21 protein-coding genes are annotated in these 21,553 nt (G+C 69.7%); 5 read left to right on the plus strand and 16 right to left on the minus strand.

Annotation, left to right across the window (positions count from 1 at the left end; all coding sequences use genetic code 11):
• From BKA15_RS14530 to BKA15_RS14570, 9 genes are all read right to left on the minus strand, one after another.
• Window positions 1–1,305 carry an ABC transporter substrate-binding protein gene (locus tag BKA15_RS14530; RefSeq protein WP_179751885.1) on the minus strand — a complete coding sequence of 435 codons (1,305 nt, stop codon included), beginning with the start codon at window positions 1,303–1,305 and terminating at the stop codon, window positions 1–3.
• 118 nt (window positions 1,306–1,423) lie between these two features.
• Window positions 1,424–1,945 carry an Rv3654c family TadE-like protein gene (locus BKA15_RS36380; protein WP_179751887.1) on the minus strand — a complete coding sequence of 174 codons (522 nt, stop codon included), beginning with the start codon at window positions 1,943–1,945 and terminating at the stop codon, window positions 1,424–1,426.
• 32 nt (window positions 1,946–1,977) lie between these two features.
• Entirely contained in the window at window positions 1,978–2,370 is a 393-nt protein-coding gene (locus tag BKA15_RS14540) for a TadE family type IV pilus minor pilin (RefSeq protein WP_179751888.1), read from the minus strand.
• Between the two features lie 11 nt (window positions 2,371–2,381).
• Window positions 2,382–2,627 carry a DUF4244 domain-containing protein gene (locus tag BKA15_RS14545; RefSeq protein WP_179751890.1) on the minus strand — a complete coding sequence of 82 codons (246 nt, stop codon included), beginning with the start codon at window positions 2,625–2,627 and terminating at the stop codon, window positions 2,382–2,384.
• A 1,040-nt stretch (window positions 2,628–3,667) separates the two neighbouring features.
• Window positions 3,668–4,459 (minus strand): type II secretion system F family protein, encoded by a 792-nt coding sequence (locus BKA15_RS14550; RefSeq protein ID WP_179751892.1) that lies wholly within the window; start codon window positions 4,457–4,459, stop codon window positions 3,668–3,670.
• A gap of 14 nt (window positions 4,460–4,473) precedes the next feature.
• On the minus strand, window positions 4,474–5,283 hold the full coding sequence (locus BKA15_RS14555; protein ID WP_179751894.1) for a type II secretion system F family protein: 810 nt from the start codon (window positions 5,281–5,283) through the stop codon (window positions 4,474–4,476).
• Window positions 5,280–6,431: a TadA family conjugal transfer-associated ATPase gene (locus tag BKA15_RS14560; protein ID WP_179751896.1), complete on the minus strand. Its 1,152-nt coding sequence runs from the start codon at window positions 6,429–6,431 to the stop codon at window positions 5,280–5,282. Before BKA15_RS14560 ends, BKA15_RS14555 begins: the two co-directional genes overlap by 4 nt.
• An 8-nt stretch (window positions 6,432–6,439) precedes the next feature.
• Complete coding sequence (ssd, locus tag BKA15_RS14565) at window positions 6,440–7,552, minus strand: septum site-determining protein Ssd (RefSeq protein ID WP_179751898.1); 1,113 nt, start codon at window positions 7,550–7,552, stop codon at window positions 6,440–6,442.
• Window positions 7,553–8,124: 572 nt separating this feature from the next.
• Complete coding sequence (locus BKA15_RS14570; RefSeq protein WP_179751901.1) at window positions 8,125–8,820, minus strand: Fic family protein; 696 nt, start codon at window positions 8,818–8,820, stop codon at window positions 8,125–8,127.
• Between the two features lie 193 nt (window positions 8,821–9,013).
• Here BKA15_RS14570 and BKA15_RS14575 point away from each other — a divergent pair, with 193 nt between their 5' ends.
• From BKA15_RS14575 to BKA15_RS14590, 4 genes are all read left to right on the plus strand, one after another.
• Window positions 9,014–9,763, plus strand: a complete 750-nt coding sequence (locus tag BKA15_RS14575) for a class I SAM-dependent methyltransferase (RefSeq protein WP_179751903.1) — start codon at window positions 9,014–9,016, stop codon at window positions 9,761–9,763.
• A gap of 86 nt (window positions 9,764–9,849) precedes the next feature.
• Window positions 9,850–10,224 (plus strand): DUF485 domain-containing protein, encoded by a 375-nt coding sequence (locus BKA15_RS14580; protein ID WP_179751905.1) that lies wholly within the window; start codon window positions 9,850–9,852, stop codon window positions 10,222–10,224.
• 14 nt (window positions 10,225–10,238) lie between these two features.
• Window positions 10,239–11,849, plus strand: a complete 1,611-nt coding sequence (locus tag BKA15_RS14585; protein ID WP_246322347.1) for a monocarboxylic acid transporter — start codon at window positions 10,239–10,241, stop codon at window positions 11,847–11,849.
• Window positions 11,850–12,010: 161 nt separating this feature from the next.
• A complete protein-coding gene (locus BKA15_RS14590) occupies window positions 12,011–12,553 on the plus strand; it encodes a hypothetical protein (RefSeq protein ID WP_179751907.1) in 543 nt (180 codons plus the stop codon).
• On the opposite strand, the gene BKA15_RS14595 is transcribed toward BKA15_RS14590, so the two are convergent.
• Window positions 12,554–14,272 carry a hypothetical protein gene (locus BKA15_RS14595; RefSeq protein ID WP_179751909.1) on the minus strand — a complete coding sequence of 573 codons (1,719 nt, stop codon included), beginning with the start codon at window positions 14,270–14,272 and terminating at the stop codon, window positions 12,554–12,556. It abuts the gene before it with no gap.
• A 112-nt stretch (window positions 14,273–14,384) separates the two neighbouring features.
• On the opposite strand from BKA15_RS14595, the gene BKA15_RS14600 reads away from it, so the two are divergent.
• On the plus strand, window positions 14,385–15,425 hold the full coding sequence (locus BKA15_RS14600) for an SIS domain-containing protein (RefSeq protein ID WP_218871325.1): 1,041 nt from the start codon (window positions 14,385–14,387) through the stop codon (window positions 15,423–15,425).
• Between the two features lie 52 nt (window positions 15,426–15,477).
• Here BKA15_RS14600 and mmsB read toward each other — a convergent pair whose 3' ends face one another.
• The 6 genes from mmsB to BKA15_RS14630 all read right to left on the minus strand — a co-directional run bounded on the left by mmsB (window position 15,478) and on the right by BKA15_RS14630 (window position 21,481).
• Window positions 15,478–16,725, minus strand: a complete 1,248-nt coding sequence (gene mmsB / locus BKA15_RS14605) for a multiple monosaccharide ABC transporter permease (protein ID WP_179751911.1) — start codon at window positions 16,723–16,725, stop codon at window positions 15,478–15,480.
• A gap of 34 nt (window positions 16,726–16,759) precedes the next feature.
• Window positions 16,760–18,295 carry a multiple monosaccharide ABC transporter ATP-binding protein gene (mmsA, locus tag BKA15_RS14610; protein ID WP_179751913.1) on the minus strand — a complete coding sequence of 512 codons (1,536 nt, stop codon included), beginning with the start codon at window positions 18,293–18,295 and terminating at the stop codon, window positions 16,760–16,762.
• A 26-nt stretch (window positions 18,296–18,321) separates the two neighbouring features.
• Window positions 18,322–19,428 (minus strand): multiple monosaccharide ABC transporter substrate-binding protein, encoded by a 1,107-nt coding sequence (gene chvE / locus BKA15_RS14615; protein WP_312879040.1) that lies wholly within the window; start codon window positions 19,426–19,428, stop codon window positions 18,322–18,324.
• 312 nt (window positions 19,429–19,740) lie between these two features.
• Window positions 19,741–20,772: a LacI family DNA-binding transcriptional regulator gene (locus tag BKA15_RS14620; protein WP_218871328.1), complete on the minus strand. Its 1,032-nt coding sequence runs from the start codon at window positions 20,770–20,772 to the stop codon at window positions 19,741–19,743.
• A 53-nt stretch (window positions 20,773–20,825) separates the two neighbouring features.
• A complete protein-coding gene (locus BKA15_RS14625; protein ID WP_179751919.1) occupies window positions 20,826–21,218 on the minus strand; it encodes a type II toxin-antitoxin system VapC family toxin in 393 nt (130 codons plus the stop codon).
• The gene (locus BKA15_RS14630) at window positions 21,215–21,481 is read right to left on the minus strand and encodes a ribbon-helix-helix domain-containing protein (RefSeq protein ID WP_179751921.1); all 267 of its coding nucleotides are present in this window, start codon (window positions 21,479–21,481) and stop codon (window positions 21,215–21,217) included. Before BKA15_RS14630 ends, BKA15_RS14625 begins: the two co-directional genes overlap by 4 nt.
• Window positions 21,482–21,553 lie beyond the last annotated feature (72 nt).

Below are 21,553 nucleotides of genomic sequence, written 5' to 3' on the forward strand. Positions count from 1 at the left end.
TCAGCCCTGTTCCCGCTCGAGGACGGCGTTCATCGCAGCGGCCAGCTCGGTGGTCGCGGCCTCGACGTCCGTCTCGCCGGCCCAGAGCGGGGCGAGGAACCGAGTCTCGAGTTCCTGCCAGGCGGTGGTGTCGCGCGAATGCGGGAACAGGACGGCGTCGTCGACCTGGCGCTTGAAGACGTCAAGGGAGAAGGCCGGGTTGGTGGCGATCCAGGCATCGATCGAGCCGGTCACCGATGGCGGGCCACTGGCCCCCATCTTCGACTGAATGTCCTGCGCGGTCTTCGAAGCCAGGAACTCGACCAAGGCCGCCGCCTGGTCCGGGTTCTTCGTCGTTGCTGCAACCACGTTGCCGCTGCCGTGCATGATGCAGGCGCGACGAGCGCCTTCCGGGAGTACCGCGACATCGACCTGCTCGGCCAAGGCGGGATCGGCAGCGAACGAGCTGGCGTTCCAGTCGCCTTCGAACATCATGGCGAGCTTTCCGGACTGGAACAGTGCGGCCGGAGCAGTCTCAGTGAGCTGCTGGTGGCTCGGCGAGGAGCCGGAGCGCAGGAAGCCGGTCCACCAGTCGATCGCCTGCTGAGTCGCCGGATCGTCGTAGCCGGAGCGGGTCAGGTCGTCCGAAATGATCAGCCCGTTGTTCTGGTAGACGGCGTTCCAGTAGCCGGTCTGTCCTTGGAGCGGGGCGGCGAATCCGTAGTGACCCCTCTTCTCGTCGGTGAGTTCGGCCGCCGCGCTCTCGAGGTCCTGCCAACTCCAGGTGTCGTCGGGATGGGGCACGCCCGCCGCATCCAGCAGGTCGCGGTTGTACCAGAGCCCGATCAGGTTGAAGTTGCGCGGCAACGCGTACTGCCGGCCCTCGTACTGGTAGGCCTCGACCAGGACGCTGGGGTACTGCCCCAGATCGACGCCGGCGCGCTCGATCACGTCGTCAATCGGACGGATGGCCTGGTTCTGGGCGTAGAGCACGAACTGACGGGCGTGCATCCAGAACACGTCGGGCAGAGTGCCGCTCGTTGCGGCCGCCTCCATCTTGGTCCAGTACTGGTCATCCGGAGTGACCTCGACGTCGACCTGCAGGCCGTCGTGCTGGGCTCGGAACGCGTCGACGAGAGCGCGCATGGCATCGAGTTGGCTGGCGGACCAGATGCGGTACGACAGCGTGGCCGAGCCCGAGGTGGCGGGGCCGCCGTTGGAGCAGGCAGCAAGAGCGGCAGCGCCTGCACCCGCGCCGGCCATCCGGATGAAAGTCCGGCGGTCGAGCGAGCGCGCCATCGGCAGTGCGGGATTTCGATGAGACATCGGCGTCCTTCTCTGGTTCCTCCGGTCGAGCCCGAGCGCTACTACACCGGTATAGTTGGTGCGAACAGGCTAGATCCGCGATCTCTGTCAGGTCAAGGAGTCCCCGCGTCCGGGTCTATCAGGGCGGGCTGGAGACCGGGCCGGCGTGGGCCTTCGCGGCTACCGATCGCGGCAGGCCTGGCATCAGGGGTGGGACCTCCTGCCGGACCTGGACCGTGATCACGAAGTCGAGTTGGTCTCCGACCACGTCGCAGTCGGTCACCGTCGCCCGGTTGGCCCGGGCGATCGACTTGGCCGCCGCGCAACCATCCGTGCCGTCGGACCGCGCGACGGCACCACTCAGCGCCGCGAGGTCCGCGGCCGATCGGGCTTGGTGCACGGAGACCGCGTAGCCGGCGACGGTGGTCCCGACGAATGCGAGCACGGTGATCACGATCATGGCTCCGACCATCAGCATCGTCCCGCTTCCCCGCTCGTCGCGGAGCGGCAGGAGCCTGCGCCCGGCCGGGCCGTGTCCCGTGTGGCCGATCCCGGCTCCACCTTGCGGGCGGAGTCGGCCCGCCGCCGGCCGGCCCGGCGTCGGCGGTCCAGGCGTCCATCGGGTGCCGCCGCTCCCGCGTCGCCGACTGTTCGTGATCATGAGTTGTCTCCTTTCGGGTTCCGCGCGGACGGTCAGCCGGACTCGCCCGGCTCGGTCACCACCTCTGCCGAGGCGGTGAGCGGGACCGCCGGCACCAGCGCCGACATCGGTCGTGCCTCGAGCCGGACGGTGACGATCGTGGTGTCGCCGGACTTGTCGATCATGATCACCGAGCCGTCCGGTGCATCCCGTTTCGCGCGGGCGATCCCGGCCTCGTCACCTCGGGCCGCCTGGCGGGCGACCTCGGCCGCCGTATCGCCGCACCGCAGTTGCAGCACGATCAGGCCGATCCCCCAGCTCAGCAGACTGAGCAGCGCCAGGGCCGCCAGGATGGAGACGGCCAGTTCGGCCGTCACCATCCCGCGGTCCCGGAACCGGCCCATGCCGGCCTCCCTCGATCGCTGCCGCTGATCACTCGTCGGCATGGCCGGTCCGGTCACTTCAGCAGGCCGGTCAACCTGCCGATGATGTCCAGCACGACCTTCACCAGCGACTCCTCGACCGGGCCGCTCGTCACGATCGCCAGCAAGACCCCGGCCAGCGCCGCGGCCGCGACGATCCCGAGCACCCATTCGGCACTGACCAGACCGCGCTCGTCTCGACGGAGCATCGGCTTCCGCGCCACCGACTCGACCGCGCCCGGTGCCGACTCCACACTCGTCACTTCCCTGATCTTCGACATTTCCTGCTCCTTCCGTCAGGCACCGCTCGGGACCGCCGAGTGGTGCCGCATCCACCGCGGATACGTCCGGGAGTCTGCGCAGTTCGGGCGGAATCCGCCGCAGGGAAGGAAATCTGTTGATAAGCCAACGGACAACACCGCGGCTGTGGACAACCCGAAGACGGGGCGGCGTACTCGATTCCCGACCGGCAGGGGGACCACAGCGATCCGCGACCGGTGCACGCGACCCCGCTATCGCTGCAACGGTCTTGGGGGTTCGAAAGCCGACGTCGAGTTCGTGGAGGAGCGAGCCGCAACGCCGCGTGCCGAGGCGCTGGGCCGGGCCGGGCTCAGTCCCTGCCGAACCCAGCGACGGGCGAGGGTCCGGGGCCGTCACGGTAGCTGCTCGCCGTCCGCGGCCACGTCGTCGAGTGTGAAGAAAAGACCATTCGAATCGATTTCATCGGTCCGTAACGTCACACTCGACGCCCGAGCTGGGAGCTCGGAGCGCTGGGCGGACTTGGTGGCAAGCCGCGAGGTCATGCCGTAGCGAACGTGCGGACTCCGACGCCGACCCGCAGCACGCCCATCGACGGACCCTGGCGAAGCGATCGGCAGGCCGGACTGCGTGCCCGCCGAGCTCAGGTACGCAAGGCGGTGACGGCCCACTCCGGAGGGCGAACTTGGGTGCCGCGACGTGCAGCGGCACCGTGAGGGAGCGTTCCTGCCGCACCAATCGCCCGTGCCGAAGCGATCGGCGGGCCGGAACTGCGTGCCGGCCGGACTCAGGTACGCATCGCGGTGACGGCCCACTCCGGAGGGCGAACTTGTGTGCCGGCCCGAGCCGCGGCACCCGTGAGGGAGCGTCCTTGCGGCATCAACGGCCCGTGCCGAAGCGATCGGCGGGACGACGCTGAACGGCCCGCCGAGTACCGCCCTGGCGATCGAGACTCGGTATCAAGAGCACGACCGCCCGGGATGTCCGCGTACGGCGACAGCGGCCGGCCGATGAGCGCCCGCTGACCGGGCGGAACCGATCCGGCTCCGGCGCCTCGATCGGATCAGGGCGGGCCGAACACCTTCAGCAACGCCGAGGCGACGGTGGGGACGATGCCGATCAGGATGAAGGCGGGGACGAAGCAGGCCATCAGGGGGAGGACCGAGCGGACCCCGACGGCTCGGGCAACGATCTCGATCGCCGCCCGCCGGCGCTGCCGGGCGAACTCCGCGTGCCGGCGGAGTCCTTCGGCCAGCCTGGTCCCGGACTCCACCGAGCGCGCGAGGTCGACGGCGACCGGGGCCCAGACCGGGTCTCGGCGCAGGTCGCGCCACGCCTCCTCCTCGGGCCGGCCGAGCTCGATCTGGGCGAGCACTCGACGAAGGTCGTCGGCGATCGGTCCGCCGGACGCGGCGGCCACCTCCCGGACCGCACCGCGCAGCGGAAGGCCGGCGCCGACGGCAGCACCGAGCAGCGCCAGGGTCTGCGGCAGATCCATGATCAATTGCCGCCTCCGCCGCCGGTACGAACCCGTCTCGACCCAGCCGGTCGCGACGACCACCCCGAGCCCGGTCCCGCACGCCGGCAGCATGATCAACAAGCCGAGCTCCGGCAGCCGAACCAAACCGATCATGATCACCGCGGCCATGATCACGAAGCCGGCCAGGATCCGCAGCCGGAGGGACGCCGCACCGGGCCGGCCGCCGAGCAGGCGCCGCAACGCGGCCAACCGGTCCCGATCATGGGCTTGGTCGTCACCGAGCAACTCCGCCCGGCGACGGGGGCCGTGCAGCACCAGCGCCACGGCCAACCCGGCCAGGCCGGCGGAGGCGATCAGCCAGGTCGTGCCGTCCATCGTCGTATCCCCTTCTACTCGTGCTCTGCCTGCCGGGCCAACGCGTCGACCCAGAGGATGCCGGCGGCCGCGAGCAGGGTTCCGCCGACCAGGCAAGCCCAGCCCACGGGTTCGCGCCACAGATAGCCGAGCGGATCGCCGCCGATCAGGTAGCCGAGGCCGATCCCGAGCAGCGGCAGCACGGCCATGATCTTGCCGCTGGCCCGCGGCGCCGCCAGTTCGCTGGCGACCATCAGCCGGACCGTCTGATCGGCGCCGAGGCTGTCGGCGATCTGATCGAGGGTGACCGACAGCGGAGCGCCGGTGGCGCGGCAGACCTCCCAGCCCCGGGCCAGGTCGAGCAGCCCGGCCTGGCCCGGCAGCCGGGACTGGCGGCGCCAGAGCTCGGCGACGTCGGCACCCAGCCGATCCGCACGTTCGGCCTCGGCGAGAATCGGGTGATCGACCGCGGCCGCGGCCAGCGCGTCGACCGGGATCTTGCCGACCCGGACTTCATTGGCGAGGGCCCGGCACGCATCGGCGATCTCGGCCTCGGCCCGGATCGACCGCCCTCGCCGGCCGCCGCCCATGATCATCCGGAGTGCCAGCCCGGCCATGATCACGCCGGCCGTCGCATAGGCGGCAGCACGCCCGCCGCCCAGCAGCGCCGCAACCACGACGACCGCGGCGGCCATCGGCAACAACACCAGCCAACGCCCTCGACCGGCGATCCGCACCGGCACCTGGCCGCCGGCCGCGAGCCGATCCAGCACCGGTCGCCCCGGCCTGGGCGGCGTGATCAACACCGCGGCGAGGGCGGCCAGGGCCACGGCCAGCAGAGTCATGATCGCCCCAGCAGTCGTTCCAGGCGGGCGGCCGACGGCCCCCGGCACGGCCGGCCCTCCCGGTCGAAGCTCAGCGCCGGTTCCGCGACGACCAGTCCGCTGACCGGGTCCTGGGCCAGCGTCGCGATCTCGCCGACCCGGCGCTGCCCCGACCGGTCACGGACCAGATGCACCACGACCTCGACGGCGGCGGCCAATTGCGCGTGCAGCGCGTGCCGCCCGAGTCCGCCGAGCGCCGCCAGTGCCTCGAGCCGGGCGGGCACCTGGCTCGCCGTGTTCGCGTGGACGGTGCCGCAACCGCCCTCGTGACCGGTGTTCAGTGCGGCCAGCAGATCGCACACCTCCGCGCCGCGCACCTCGCCGACGACCAGCCGGTCCGGCCGCATCCGCAGGCACTGCCGGACCAGGTCGGTCAGCGTCACCGCCCCGACTCCTTCCGAGTTGGCCGGACGGCCCTCCAGCCGCACCACGTGCGGATGGCGCGGCGCGAGCTCGCGGGAGTCCTCGGCGATCACGATCCGTTCCGTGGGCGGAACGAGCCCGAGCAACGCGGCCAACAGGGTGGTCTTGCCCGAACCCGTACCACCGCTGATGAGGAACGCCGACCGGGACTCGACGATCGAGGTCAGCAGGTCTGCGGCAGGTTCGCTGACCGAGCCCGACGCGACGCACTCGGCCAGCGAGAACGTCCGCGCAGCGGGGATTCGCAGCGACAGGCAGGTCCCGGGTGCCGCCAGGTTCGCCAGCACGGCGTGCACCCGAGTCCCGTCCGGCAGCCGGGCGTCGACGAACGGTGAGGCGTCGTCCAGCCGTCGGCCCACCGACGCCGCCAGCCGCTGGGCCAACCGGCGCAGCTCGGCCTCGTCGGCGAACGCCAGTTCGGTTCGCAGCAGGCCGGCGCCGGCATCGACGTACACCTCGTCGGGGCCGTTGACGACGATGTCGGTCACGCCGGGCAGCCGCAGCAGCGGCTCCAGCGGCCCGGCGCCGACGCTGTCCCGGCGCAGCACCTCCAACGTCTCCAGCAGTACGGCGTCGGTCACCGCCGTGCCCTCCGCCCGCAACGCGGCGGCGACGTCGGCCGGCGTGTGCTCCCGGCCCAGCCCCGCCAGCCGGGCCCGGATCGGTTCCAGTTCGAGGGTCGTCATGGTGCCGCTCAGGCCGCCCGCCCGGGCCCAGGCCGGGATTCGACCAGGTCGTCGGCGGTGTCCAGATCGTCCAGCAGTCGTCGGCAGGCCCGAGTCAGCGAGCTGCGCGGCGCCCGGCCCGGGGGCTCGCCGCGATCGGCTGCCCGTGACACCGCCGCCTCGTCCTGGAAGGCCGCCACGACCTCCACCGCCAGCCCGGCGCTAACCGTCTCCTCGTCCACCTGGCCGCTCGGTCGGGTCCGCAGCACCGCGCTCACCGGTCCACACGCCCCGTTCAGTTCGGTCAGGGTCTGCCGGGCGGCGGCCAGTCCGCGGATCTCGCCGGAGACGACCAGGTAGGTCCGGTCCGCCCGCCGGAGCACCTCGGCCCCGGCCTCGGTCGGCACCCGAGGCAGGTCGGCGACGACGAGGTCGTAGTCGCGCAGCCCGGCCAGCAACACTGCCCGGATTGCCTCGGCCGGAAGCTCCGCCGGCGCCACACCGGCAAGCCGCGGCATCGATAGCAGATCGACCCCCTCGACGCGTGGCAGTTGCCCGGCCAGCTCGCCCAGATGCCCACTGGCCCGCTCCAGCCGCGGCCAGCGCCAGCCCGGTTCCTCCTCGGCACCGAGCACCAGGTCGATCCCGCCGCCGCGCGGGTCGACGTCGATCAGCAGCGTCGACCGGCCCGCCCGCGCCGCCAGGTACGCCAGCGCGGCGGCACAGGTCGTCGCACCGGCACCGCCGGACCCGCCGACGAACGCGGCCAGTCTGGTGTCGGTGGCCCGCCGGCCGCTGGCGTCGGCGACGGCAGCGGTCAGCCAGGACGCCCCGCTCGGCAACAGGACGACGGCCGCGCTGAGCGGGCCGGACCAGCGCGGCGCCTCGCCGCCGGCGTCGTCCGCCGCCACCAGATAGACGTCGTCCCGCCGCGGCAGCCCGAGCGTGGCCAGCCGGGGCGCCACCTCGAGCCCGACGATGACCAGGTCGGCAATCGCCCAGAGGCCGCGGATCGCACCCGCGTCGGGCAGCACGCGCGGCTCGACGCCCGCGGCCGCCGCGACGGCGAGCACGCGGTCCAGCAGGTCCGGGTCGGTGGCCAGAACGACGATCTGGGGGTAGCGGGGAGGTGCGTCTCTCATGCCGGGGACTCTGCGCAGGAAACCCGCCGTCCGCCACGCTGAAGAAAATCTGTGGACAACGAAAATCGTCCCGCCCGACCTGTGGACAACCCGATCTTCATGATCAACTTGCGAAGTTGATCATGAACGGGAGAAGTTCGGACCCGGGCCGGAGCCGCCCGGCCGGGGGCGCAGCAGACCTCCCGGCTGATCACACCGATGAAACTCAAGCGTGCCACGAAATTGCTGGTCGGCAAGGTCTTCTCATTGGCTCGAAATCGAGGTAGAAATAGCAGCAAGGAAAACGACTCGAGAACACCAGGTGGTCGGAGAAACGATCTTTCGAGATCCGTCCGGACAGTTGGAAGCTACGAGCCAGATTCCTTGTACGACAACCGAGTACCCACGCGAGGATCACCCACCTTTTATGGGTTGTTGCGCCATCGGGCGGCCCGACGCTGAGAGGGCTCGCGCCTTGGCCAACACTACGGGCCGTGCGCGCTTGGTCGCTCGGATATGTCGTGCTTGGCGGCGCCCGCTGTAAAGCGGGCGCCGTTAGCACGTCCGGACCAGTTCACCGTTCGACCACCCTTCTAGGGCGCGGATTCGCCGAGTCGAATCGCCAACCGCTCGGCGGCCCGGGTCACCGCCCGAGCGACGTACGCGATCCACGGCCCGACCCCCGACACCTCCGCGTAGCCGGTCAATCTCGCCCGGTACTCCTCGCCCAGGTCCCGATGGCCGACCGGCACCGGCACCACACCGAGCGGATCGACGCCGCGCGCGACGAGGACGGCCTGCTCGACCACCCGCGCCACTATCCCATCACCCACGCCGAACGGTGCCACCGTTGCCAGTTCCGCGTGCGCGACCGCGGCCAGCACGAGGCCGGGAGCCTCGCTCGGCGCGGTGAGCAAACGTTGCAGACCGGCCAGTCGTTCGCCGGCCTCGGGCCGGATCCGGCCGAGCTGGTCCGGCGGCACCAGGCCGTGCGCGACCAGCGTGTGCGCGCGAGCGATGGCCTGCCCGGGTGCCCGCAGGATCGAGCCGGCCAGGTCGTGCAGTTCGCCCGCGGCCCGCACGGCTCCGGGCAGCAGGCCCTCCGGGTCGGCGGACAGTTCGGCGTTGGCGCGGGCGGCGTCGAGCAGGGCCCGGGCCTGCAGTTCTGGGGCGATCCGGCGCAGCCCGCGATCCCGCAGCACCGCGTCGACCGCATCCCGCGCCGCCGCCACCGCCGACGGCACCCCCTCCAGTCCGGACAGTGCGATGAGCGGGTCGGGTTCGGTCACCGGGCCAGTGTGCTGTCCCGCCCGCCGAACGACCAACCTCCCCGCCGAAAACATCAACCTCCACAGTGCTTACCACCGGCACCACGAGTGCAGTGTCGCCCCAGAAATATGGTGCCCAGCGACCTCGGGGTGGCGTGCCCGGGCGCTGCTGGGTGCCACGGTTCAGGGGCGACACTGCACTACAGTCGGAGCCATGCAGGGTCCGCGATCTTCCCCGTTTCCGGCCCAGGCGCCGGCGTGGATGGTCGGCGACGGGCCGGCGCTCGTGCTCGACGTCGGGTCCGGCCGCGGCGGTCTTGCCGGCATGCTGCATCAGGCCGGTCACCAGGTCTGTTGCCTCGACCGGAACGAAACGGCGATCCGTCGGCTGACCGAACGGCTGGGCACCCGGACGGTCGTCGGCCAGGTCGAATCGCTGCCGTTCCTGGCCTGCCACTTCGACGTCGTCACGGCCGCGCAGACGCTGCACCGGTTCGCGCCCGGGCTCGCGCTGTCGGAGATCGCGCGGGTGCTCCGGCCGGGCGGCCGGCTCGCCGTCCTGTACGTGACGCGGGATGACACCGTGCCCTGGGTGCAGCGGCTGGCCGCGCTGTTGCAGCGTTACGACCCGGCCGCGATGACCGGCGACTACGGCGCCGACTCGGTGGGCTGGATCGTCGAGAGCCCGTACTTCACCGACCTGACTCGGAAGAACTTCCGCAACTGGGTGCCGGCGACGCGGGACGACCTGCGGGACATGGTGCGCCGCCGCCCGGCCACGGCGCAGCTCTCCGCCGAGGAGCGGGACGAGTTGCTGGCCCAGGTCGACGACCTGTACGCCTCGGTGGCGCGACCGCCCGAACCGTTGATGCTGCCGTACCAGATCTCCTGCTGGCGAGCGGTCGTTGATCATTCCCAGCTCAACCCTGCCGAAGCCGACAGCGGGGTGCAGATCCGCCTGTAGTGTCGCTGGCCAAGCCTGCACCCGGACGATACTGTCGATCTTGGTTTGCCTGCGTCAGTCTGCGGCTCTCAGTGTGGAGGTTTCTCGTGGTTCAACCCCCTTGGCCCGGTCCGGCCCTTCCCGGCGACGAAAGTTCCGAGGTTCGTGCCTACAGCAGTGTCGCCCGTAGTCAGGAGTTCGGCGAGTTGCGGCGCCGCTACCTCACGTTCGCCGTGACGGCCACAGTCGTCTTCATGATCTGGTACATCGCCTACGTCATCTGCAACAACTGGGCCCGCGACTTCATGAACATGAGAGTGGTCGGCAACATCAACGTCGCGTTGATCTTCGGGCTGCTGCAGTTCGTGTCGACCTTCTTGATCGCTTTCCTGTACGCCAGGCACTCACGCAAGTCCCTTGATCCGTTGGCCGATGAGCTGCACGAGAAGTACGAGAGCGAGCGGGCGGAGGCGAGCCGGTGATCACCATGATCCCGATGGCCACGGAGAGCAATCGTTTCCTCACGATCGCACTCTTCCTGGTGATCGTCGCACTGACGCTCTACATCACGTTCTGGGCCTCCCGACACACGAAGAACGCGAACGACTACTACGCCGGCGGCCGTTCCTTCTCCGGTTTCCAGAACGGCCTGGCGATCGGCGGCGACTACATGTCGGCGGCATCGTTCCTCGGCATCTCCGGCTCCATTGCCTTGTACGGCTACGACGGTTTCCTCTATTCGATCGGGTTCCTGGTCGCCTGGCTGGTGGCGCTGCTGCTGGTCGCCGAGCTGCTGCGGAACTCCGGCAAGTACACGATGGCCGACCAGCTGGCGTTCCGGATGCGGCAGACGCCGGTCCGTGCCGCGGCGGCCAGCTCGACCATCGTCGTGTCGATCTTCTATCTGCTGGCCCAGATGGTCGGCGCCGGCAGCCTGGTCGCGCTGCTGCTGTCCGTGGACAGCCCGCTGCTGAAGAACCTGGTGATCGTCGCGGTCGGCATCCTCATGATCGTTTACGTGACGCTGGGCGGCATGAAGGGCACCACCTGGGTGCAGATCGTCAAGGCCGTGCTGCTCATGGTCGGCACCTTGTTGATCAGCGTTCTGGTGCTGGCCAAGTTCGGCTTCAACCTGTCCACGCTGCTCGGCGCGGCCGCCGAGAACACCGGCAAGGGCGAGGCGTTCCTGCAACCCGGGCAGCTCTACGGCAAGACCTTGATCGGCAAGTTCGACTTCCTGTCCCTCGGCCTGGCGCTGGTGCTCGGCACCGCCGGCCTGCCGCACATCTTGATCAGGTTCTACACCACGCCGACGGCGAAGGCGGCCCGCAAGTCCGTGCTGTGGGCGATCGGGCTGATCGGCTCCTTCTACCTGATGACGCTGGTGCTCGGTTTCGGCGCGGCCGCCCTGCTGGACACCTCGCCGGAGAGCGCGGTCGCCAAGTCGTCGGGCAACCTGGCCTCGCCGCTGCTCGCCCAGGCGGTCGGCGGTGGCGACTCGATCGGCGGATCGGTGCTGTTGGCGTTGATCGGCGCGGTCGCGTTCGCCACGATTCTGGCGGTGGTCGCCGGGCTCACCCTGACCTCGGCGTCATCGGTGGCCCATGACCTGTATGCGAACGTGATCATGAAGGGCCGCGCGAGCGAGAAGAGCGAGCTGTTCGTGGTCCGGATCGCGGCGTTCGTGATCGGCGCGGTGGCGATCGCGCTGGCCATCCCGGCGCAGCGGTTGAACATCGCGTTCCTGGTCGCGCTGGCCTTCGCGGTCGCCGCGTCGGCGAACCTGCCGGCCCTGATCTACAACCTGTTCTGGCGCCGGTTCAACACCTCGGGTGCGGTCTGGAGCATCTACGGCGGCCTGATCGCGGCGGTCGGACTGGTGTTCTTCTCACCGGTGGTGTCGGGCACCAGCACTTCGTTGATCCCGAGCGTGAACTTCGCCTGGTTCCCGTTGAACAACCCGGGACTGGTGTCGATCCCGATCGGCTTCCTGTGCGGTTTCCTCGGCACGATTCTGAGCAAGGACCGGGCCAGCCAGGCACGCTTCGACGAGCTGTCGGTTCGCGCGCTGACCGGGGCCGGTGCCGAGAAGGCGTCCCCGCACTAGCGGCTCGAGCGACGCGCGCCGGATGGTCTCCTACCTGGATCATCCGGCGCCGTCGTTTCCGGACGGTGTCGGCTCGTCTCGCCGATGGCGAACCCTGTCCCCCGGTCGCCCGGTTGTGCGACGATTCGTCCGGAAGATCACGAAACTCGGGGGAGTTGTGGATGACGCTTGAGCTCGACCTGCGTCCTGTCCTGATCACGGCCGCCGAAATCCGGCTGGCCGTGCTCGCGGTCGTCCTGGTGATCGCGATCTCCGCCGGCTCGGCTCTGGTGAGCCTCCCCGAGGGACTCCGGCTGGCCGTTCTGTTCGTCCATCTCGGTTCGCTCATCGTCGGTTTCGGCGCCGTGCTCAGCATCGATTGGTACGGCCTGCTCTGGCTCCGCGGCCGGGCCACCCTGGCCGACCTGGTCGGACACTCGCACCGGGCCGGCGCCCTGACCTGGGGCGGCTTGGCCGGGCTGTGCCTCAGCGGCATGCTGCTCGGGCCGCAACTCGGCTCGCCGCTGACCTTGATCAAGATCGTGGCGGTCGCCGGGGCGGCGGCGGTCGGCGTCTGCGCGCTGGCGGCCGGCCGGCGGTTGCGCAGCTGGCGGGACACCCCGCCGCGGCGAGTGTTGCTGTTCGGCGCCGTCCTGGCCGGCGCGTCCCAGGTGTTCTGGTGGACCGCAGTCGTGATCGGCTTCCTGGCCCGGGAGGCCCGCTGATCAACCGTCTCGAGGTACGTCGGCGATCGTGCTGATCATCCGGGCCGCGGCCGCGTCGCCGGTGTGCACCAGCAGCCGGGCGCCGGCGTCCCGTCGCCCGGCCCAGTGCGGGAGGCGGGGCAGGTCCGTGGTGTTCAAGGTCAGCTCGACGGCCTGCACGAACGGAGCGCCGTGCAGCAGTCCGCCCGGTGAGAACACCCGGACCACGCGAATCTCACCGATCCCGGACCAGGGCAGTCGGCTGCGCAGCTCGGTACGCCAGAGGAAGCGCTCCCGGACCAGCTGGATGCCGGCCGGCTCGACCTGGACGCCGCCGCGGGCCAGCCGGGACGGCAGGAACCAGCCGATCAGCCCGGCCAACCCGACCCCGGCGAGCAGCGGCACCACCGGCCAGAGGACGTCCTGCCAGAGCGGCGCGTTCGCGAACGGGCGGACCCCGGAGCCGAGCCAGCCGGCGCCGACCAAGATCAACACGCCGGCGGCGATGATCATCGACACCGGCCCGCGCCGCGGCACCGCGATCCAGCGCACAGTCCGTACCAGCTGATCCGGATCGTCGGGCTCGGCCTCGGGCAGCCGGCGGGAGATCAGGTAGCGGAGCTGGGCGGCCGTGCCGGGGTCACCGGCCTTGATCAGCAACCGCGGCCGGTCCGCCACCACCCGCCGGGCTTCCACTCCGGGTGGGACGACGCGGGCCCAACCGGGCAGCACCGGCGGCGCCGGGCTCTGGTTCAAGATCAACTCCAGAACGGTGGCCGGGCCGCGATCCTTGGTCGGCTGGTCGTCCGGGTCGATCAACGGACCGGGATCGGCATAGACCCCCGAAAGCCCGCGCAGGTCCGCCCAGGGGATCCGCCACCGGCAGCCGGGCTGCCAACCGAGCCGGTCCCGGCGCACCTCGAGGCCGCCCTGATCCACCACAACCCCTTGCCTGGCCAGTGCCGACGGCGCGAACCAGACCGCGGGCACGATCGCGGCGACGGCGAGGATGATCAGCACGATCAGGGCCGGATCGGTCCAGCCAGAGGCCGTACCCGCGGTGACCAGGGACCACAACGGCAGCTGGGTGACCGCCAGCCCGACCACGCTCGCCAGTCCCCAGACGACGGCCGGCCCGAGCCGTACCGAGATCCAGACCGGCACCGGGGCGCCGGCCGTGGCCCGCGGCCGATTCCCTCGCACCCGTTCGATGGCCGCGCGGACCCGGTCCAGTTCCGGCTCGGGAAGCTGGAGGAGGAGTCGGTGATCATCCGCCGGTCGGCCGTCGGGCGGAGCCGCGCCGGGCTGGACGGCCGTGCACCAGACCGGACCGCCGCCACGCGTCGGCCCGTCGACACTGATCGCCAACGCCGGACGGTCGTTGGAGCGGGTCGGCGTCACGTCCGTGATCGCGGCCGGCGGCAGGACGATCCGCCAGCCGCGGAACCACCAGAGCGGCTCGGCGAAGAGCGTCAACCCGGTCGCCTCGGCCCGAAGGCCCTGCCGGGTCAGGAAGCAGGGCAGCCGGACCAGCAGGACGCCCACGACCGCCAGCGCGGCGGCGGCGACCAGCGCGATCACGACCGCGATTCCGGTCTGCCGCGGAAACAGCAGCACCGAGGCCGCCGCGGCCAGGACGGCCACCGGGGCCAGCACCGCCAAGACACGACCGAGCTGAGCGCGCTCGACCGCCCCGAGCGGAAAGGTCTCGGAGCCGGCCGGCCGTTCATCCTGCGTCACGGCGGGTAGTCAACCAGGCAGGTGGTCGATCGGTCACCGTACGGACGAATGTGTCAAGGTTGTCCCGGCCGGGCCCACACCCCGGCCAGGCAGCAGAAGTAAGGAGACGCCAATGCCCGACCCGGGCGCACTGATGGCCGCCGAGATCGCCGAACAGCCGGCGGCCTGGCGGCGGTTGTCGATCGAGGGCCGCGACCAGGTGCGCGCCGCCGCCCGGCGGATCGCCGACTACGCGCCGCGCTTCGTGCTGTTCGTCGCCCGCGGCACCAGTGATCATGCCGCGCTGTACGCGAAGTACCTGACCGAGATCGTGCTCCAACTGCCGGCCGGGCTGGTCTCGCCGTCCACGATGACGACGTACGGGTCGCGGCCGGACCTCCGGCAGACGCTGATGATCGCGGTCAGCCAGTCCGGCGGGTCGCCCGACCTGATCCAGTCGCTGCAGGTCGCCCGGGAGCGCGGCGCGCTGACCCTCGCGGTGACCAACCAGCCCTCCTCGCCGCTGGCCGAAGTCTCCGAGCTCGATCTCGACATCCGCGCCGGCGAGGAACGGGCGGTGGCGGCGACGAAGTCGTACACGACTCAGTTGCTGGCGCTCTATCTGTTGCTGGACGCGGTCCGCGGCGGCGACGGGTCGGCGACCGACGGGCTGCCCGATCTGGCCGACCAGGTGATCGCCGACAACGACCAGTTCGTCCGGCTTGCCGAGCGGTACCGATTCGCGTCCCGGCTGGTCAGCACCGGCCGCGGGTACTCCTACCCCACGGCACGGGAGGCCGCGCTGAAGCTGATGGAGACCTCGTATCTCTCGGCGCAGGCGTTCTCCGGCGCCGATCTGCTGCACGGCCCGTTGGCCATGATCGACCGGCAGGTGCCGGTGCTGGCGACGGTCAACGACGGGCACGGCGGTGCCGCCATGCTGCCGGTGCTGTCCCGGCTTCGTGATCTTGGTGCGGACGTCTGCTGCGTCGGCGCCGGCGAGGCGGTCCGGGCGGCCTCGGCCGGTTACGCGCTGCCGGGCCAGGTCCCGGAGGAGGTGTCACCGCTACTGGAGATCATCCCGTTCCAGCTGCTGGCGCTGCACCTCTCGGTCGCCCGCGGTTCCGACCCGGACGCCCCGCGCGGGCTGGCCAAGGTGACCGAGACCCTCTGAGCGTCGCCGATCCCGCAGCGTGCCGGAGCCCGCCCGGCGCTGCTCGCCGCCGTCACTTCGACGCGTTCGCGGCCCGCCGCTTGTTGAAGATGTCGAACGCGACCGCGAGCAACAGCACGAAACCCTTGATGAACGCCTGCGCCTCGGTGCCGAGGCCGAGCAGAAGCATGCCGCTGTTCAGCACGCCCATGATCAAACCGCCGATCATCGCGCCGGTCACGGTGCCGACGCCGCCGGTCACCGCCGCGCCGCCGATGAACACCGCGGCGATCGCGTCCAGCTCGAAACCGTTGCCGGCGTTGGGCAGCGCCGAGTTGCTCCGGGCGGTGAACGCGATGCCGGCGATCGCCGACAGCACGCCCATGTTGACGAACAGCCAGAAGTCCACGGCCTTGGTGTTGACGCCGGACAGCTGCGCGGCGAGCAGGTTGCCGCCGCGGGCGTACACGTGCCGACCGAAGACCGAGCGGTTCATCACGACGGTGTAGCCGAGCACGAGCGCGGCCAGGACGATCAGCACGATCGGCGTGCCGCGGTAGCTGGCCAGCACGAACGTGATCGCCAGCAGGAAGATCAACATGAACGCGAGCTTGACCACGAACCACCACAGCGGCTCGTCCTCCAGCTGCAGCTTGACCCGCTTGCGCCGCTCCCGGATGCTCTGCGCCAGCAGGGCGATCGCGGCCACGAAGCCGAGGATCAAGGTCAACGGCTCGAAGACGGACTGGCCACCGGCCAGGTCGGGCAGGTAGCCGACGCCGATCTCGGCGTACTCCGGCGGGAAGGGCGTGATCGGCACGTTCTGCAGCACCATCTGGGTCAGCCCGCGGAAGGTGAGCATGCCGGCCAGCGTCACGATGAACGCGGGGATCCCGATGTAGGCGACCCAGAATCCTTGCCAGGCACCGATCAGCGCCCCGATCACGATGCTGGCCAGGATGCCGAGCCAGACCGGCCAGTGCCAGTTGACGATCAGGATGCCGCTCATCGCGCCGACGAACGCGACCACCGAGCCGACCGACAGGTCGATGTGGCCGGCGATGATGATCATCACCATGCCGATGGCCAGAATGAGAATGTACGCGTTCTGGCCGATGATCGAGGTCACGTTGCGCGGCGTCAGCAGGTTGCCCTGGGTGAGCCCCTGGAACAGCGCGATGATCACCACCAGCGCGATGAAGATGCCCACCTGGCGCAGCCGGCTGGCCAGGAAGGCCATCGCACTGCCCGCCGGCGCCGGCCGCGGCGTGATCTTCGGGATCTCCGGCGCCTGCTTCTGTGAGGGCGTGTTGACCGACATCAGGCCACTCCTCGGTTGTCACACTCGGTCATGATCACGATTCCTTGGTCATGTACTGCATCAGCTGCTCCGGATCGGCGCTCTCGCTGGTCACCTCGCCGGTGATCCGCCCCGCGGACAGGGCGTAGATCCGGTCGCAGATGCCCAGCAGTTCGGGCAGTTCGGAGGAGATCACGATGATCGCCTTGCCCTCCCCGGCCAGCCGGTTGATGATCGTGTAGATCTCGTACTTAGCGCCGACGTCGATGCCGCGGGTCGGCTCGTCCAAGATCAGCACGTCGGGATCGGCGAACATCCACTTGCTCAGCACGACCTTCTGCTGGTTGCCGCCGGACAACTTGCCGGTGATCGCCGCCACGTTGGGCGCCTTGATCCGCATCGACTTGCGGTAGTCGTCCGCGATCAGCCGCTCGGCATTGCTGTCCACCCAGCCCCACTGGGCGAGCTTGCCGAGCGCCGAGGCCGAGATGTTGCGCTTGATGTTCTCGATCAGGTTGAGGCCGTACCGCTTGCGATCCTCGGTGGCGTACGCGATGCCGTGCTTGATCGCCTGCTGCACGGTGCGGACCTGGATCTCCTCGCCCCGCTTGAAGATCCGGCCCGAGATGTTGTGCCCGTACGAACGGCCGAAGACGCTCATCGCCAGCTCGGTCCGGCCGGCGCCCATCAGGCCGGCGATGCCGACCACCTCGCCGGCGCGCACGTTGAGACTGGCGTGATCGACGACGACCCGGCTGTGTTCCAGCGGGTGGTGCACGGTCCAGTCCTCGATCCGCAACACCTCGTCGCCGATCTCCGGCATCCGGTCCGGGTAGCGGCTCTGCAGGTCCCGGCCGACCATGCCCTTGATGATCCGCTCCTCCGACACCTCGTCGGAGTCTTCCGGGTGCACCGTCAGGGTCTCGATCGTCCGGCCGTCGCGCAGGATCGTCACGTTGTCGGCGATCGAGCGGATCTCGTTCAACTTGTGGCTGATGATGATGCAGGTGATGCCGTGTTCACGCAGGCCGCGGATCAGATCGAGCAGGTGGGCCGAGTCCTCGTCGTTCAGCGCGGCGGTCGGCTCGTCCAAGATCAACAACCGGACATCCTTGGACAACGCCTTGGCGATCTCCACCAACTGCTGCTTGCCGACGCCGATGTCCGTGATCTTGGTCGCCGGATTCTCGGCCAGCCCGACCCGCCGGAGCAGCTTGGCCGCCTCGACATTGGTCGCGTTCCAGTCGATCAGGCCGGCCCGGGACCGCTCGTTGCCGAGGAAGATGTTCTCCGCGATCGACAGGAACGGGCTCAGCGCCAGCTCCTGGTGGATGATCACGATTCCGGCCTTCTCCGAGTCCCGGATCGACGAGTACGCCGCGGGCTTGCCGTCGTACACGATCGAACCGTCGAAGCTGCCGTGCGGGTAGACCCCGGACAGCACCTTCATCAGGGTCGACTTCCCGGCGCCGTTCTCCCCGCAGATCGCGTGCACCTCGCCGCGCTGGACGCTGAGGTTGACGTGCTGCAGGGCCTTGACGCCGGGGAACGTCTTGCTGATGTCGACCATCTCCAGGATGAGGTCGCTCATCGCCGATGCTCCTTCGCCACCCAGGACTACTGGCCGGACTCGACTTCTTCCTTGGTGTAGTAGCCGGACTCGACCACGACCTTGATCAGGTTCTCCTTGGTCACGATGTGGGTGTCGTGCAGATAGGTCGGCACGATCTTGACCTTGTTGTCGTACGTCTTCGTGTCGTTGGTCTTCGGCTCGCGGCCGTTCAGCAGATCGTCCACCATGGTGGCGGCGGTGTCGCCGAGCAGCCGGGTGTCCTTGAAGATCGTCGAGTACTGGACCCCCTCCATGATCAACTTGTCGGACGGCTTCTCAGCATCCTGACCGGTCACGATCGGGTTCGGGATCGCGGCCGCCTTGGTGGCGTTGAGGATGCCGCGGGACAGCCCGTCGTACGGCGCGAGGACACCGTCGAGCTTCTTGCCGCCCTTGGCGTAGAAGCCGTTCAGAATGGTCTCCATCCGGGCCTGCGCGGTCTCCTGCTTCCACTGCTGGATGGCGACCTGGGAGAACTCGGTCTGGCCGGAGCCGACGGTCAGGATGCCCTTGTCGATGTAGGGCTGGATGACACTCATCGCACCGTCGAAGAAGAAGTGCGCGTTGTTGTCGTCCGGGCTGCCGGCGAAGAGCTCGATCGTCTTCTTGTCGGTCTGGCCGGTGTCCTTGCCCTCGGCGTCGAGGATGCCGAGGCCCTGCAGCAGGGACGTGCCCTGCTGCACGCCCACCTTGTTGTTGTCGAAGGTGACGTAGTAGTCGACGTTCGGTGTGCCGTTGATCAGCCGGTCGTAGGCGATCACCTTGACCCCGTCCTCGGCCGCCGCGGCGAGTTGCTGGGACAAGGCCGTGCCGTCGATCGACGCCACGATCAGCACCTTGGCACCCTTGTTGAGCATCGACTCGATCTGCTGCTGCTGGTCCGGGACCTTGTCGTTGGCGTACTGCAGGTCGACCTGGTAGCCGAGCTCCTCGAGCTTGGCCTTGACGTTGTTGCCGTCGTCGATCCACCGCTCGGACGTCTTGGTCGGCATCGCGACGCCGATCAGCGCACCCTTGTTGTCCCCACCGGCGGGCTGCTGCGCCCCCGGGTCACCGGCCCGCGTGCCAGCGCACCCGGCCAGGCCCAGCACCAGGGCCGCGCCAGCGGCCACTCCGGCAATCAGTCTGCGACGTTCCACGAGATACCCCTCCACGATGAATCGGCTCGTCGGTACGAGGACGGAATCGGGCTCCCCCATCGGCGATTCCGGTCGCTCCGGCGTAACAAGGTCGAAATGTGACCGGTCACATGCTTACTCCTGGGACGTTGAGGAGTCAAGCGATCCGGGACCGTACGCAACCCAAACGTGTCCGAAACCCGGCCACCCGGGCCCAAACAGCAGGCTCCGCACTCGACCCCGAGCTCCGATCGACCGGTCACAAGTGCAGCGACACGCCGCTAAAAGCGCTGCTTTGGTGACTGGTCAGCGGGGGGTGGTGGGGGGTGGGGCGGTGGAGTTTCGGACGATCAGGTGCGGGATCAGGCTCTCGCCGGACACGGTCGAGGGCGCGGCCGCGGGCTGGCTGAGCAGGCGGGCGACGCAGCGGCGGCCGAGTTCGGCGAAATCCTGCCGGACAGTGGTCAGCGGGGGCCAGAAGTGCCGAGCCTCCGGTACGTCATCGAAGCCGACCACGCTGACGTCGCCGGGCACGTCCCAGCCGGCGTCGCGGAAGGCGTGGATCACGCCGAGGGCCATCTGGTCGTTGGACGCGAAAACCGCGGTCAGGTCGCCCTGCCAGGCCAGCTGCTCACCGGCCCGGTACCCGAAGTCCGCGGTCCAGTCGCCGAGGATCGGCGCGGTCGCGGACAGGTCGGCGTCGGAGAGTTCGAGCAGGAAGCCCTGCATCCGGGCATCCGCCTCGAGCCACTCCTGCGGGCCGGCCAGGTGGTAGATGTCGCGGTGGCCGAGCTCGATCAGGTGCCGGGTCGCCGCCCGGGCGCCGGCCAGCTGGTCGACGAACACCTCATGCGGATCGTCGTTGGAACGCGAGTGCAGCAGCACGTACGGCAGATCGAGGGCCAGTTCGTCCAGCGCGTGCAGGACCCGTTGCTGCGGCGCGATGATGACGATCCCGTCCACCCGGTAGTCGGCCTGCGCGGTCAGCGCGGCCCGGATCTCCTCGGGATCGGCGCTGATCAGGTTCGTCGTGTTGACCAGGTAGCCGATCCGGCGGGCCGCCTCCTCGATGCCGACCACCGCCGCGCCCGGCCCGTACTGGGTGCGCTGCGAGGCGACCACCCCGATCGTCCCCGAGCGGCGGGTGCCGAGCGCCCGGGCGATCCGGTTCGGCCGGTAGTGCAGCTGCTCGATCGCCTCCTCGACCTTGCGCCGGGTCTCCGGCCGGAGGCTGGGATGATTGTTGATCACCCGGGAGACGGTCTGGTGGGACACCCCGGCCAGCCGGGCCACATCGCGAATGCTGGCCGGCTGCTCACGCTGACCCGAGGCGGTCACCGATACCCCGGACAACCGATGTGACCGATCACATGGTCACTATAGGGCCCGCGTCACACCTGTCGGATGACCAGCCCGGGCTTGATCCCGGACGCCTCCGCCAGGTGAGTGAGGTCGCCTCGATCGCTGGTGAACACGATCGCGCCGCGCGCCAGGGCCACGACGATGACGCAGGCATCCACCACATCCCTGGTGCCGGCCTTACCGCACAACGCACCGGCCGCCCGGCCTACTTCTGGGCCGATCGCGACCTCCTCACAGCTACGCAGAAAGCGCCCGAGTTGCACCTGCCGGCGAGCGTCACGCCAGGCCTGGGCCACAACGACCGCCGGCACGATCAGACGTCGCCCGTCCTCCAGCGCCAGGTGATGGATCGCCCACATCCGCCGGTCGTTCGCCTCGATCGCGAGCAGCACTCCCACGTCGTAGACGTACGGAACGCTCACGCAGCCGACGGGTCCGAGGACGCCAGCAGTTGCGCGTCCGCGGCGGCCATCTCGGCTCGTGCCGCGGCGAGTTCCTCGGCAGTGAAGGCTCCGTGCTCTTCCTGCCAGGAGGCCAGGAGCTTTCGACCGGTTCGACGTCGAAGCTCGTCCTCGGCTGCGCCGGCGATTAGCCTCGACAGCGGGATGCCTTCGTCCCGGGCTGCATCGCCAAGGGCGGCGACGAGGTCCTCGGGAAGCGTCACCGTCACCTTCTTCATGGCCATACTTACACCATACGCGAGTATGGCGAACCTCGAACCCCGACTACTTTCAACCAGCACTGATTCCAATTTGGG

Source organism: Microlunatus parietis, assembly GCF_013407955.1.
Lineage (GTDB): Bacteria > Actinomycetota > Actinomycetes > Propionibacteriales > Propionibacteriaceae > Microlunatus > Microlunatus parietis.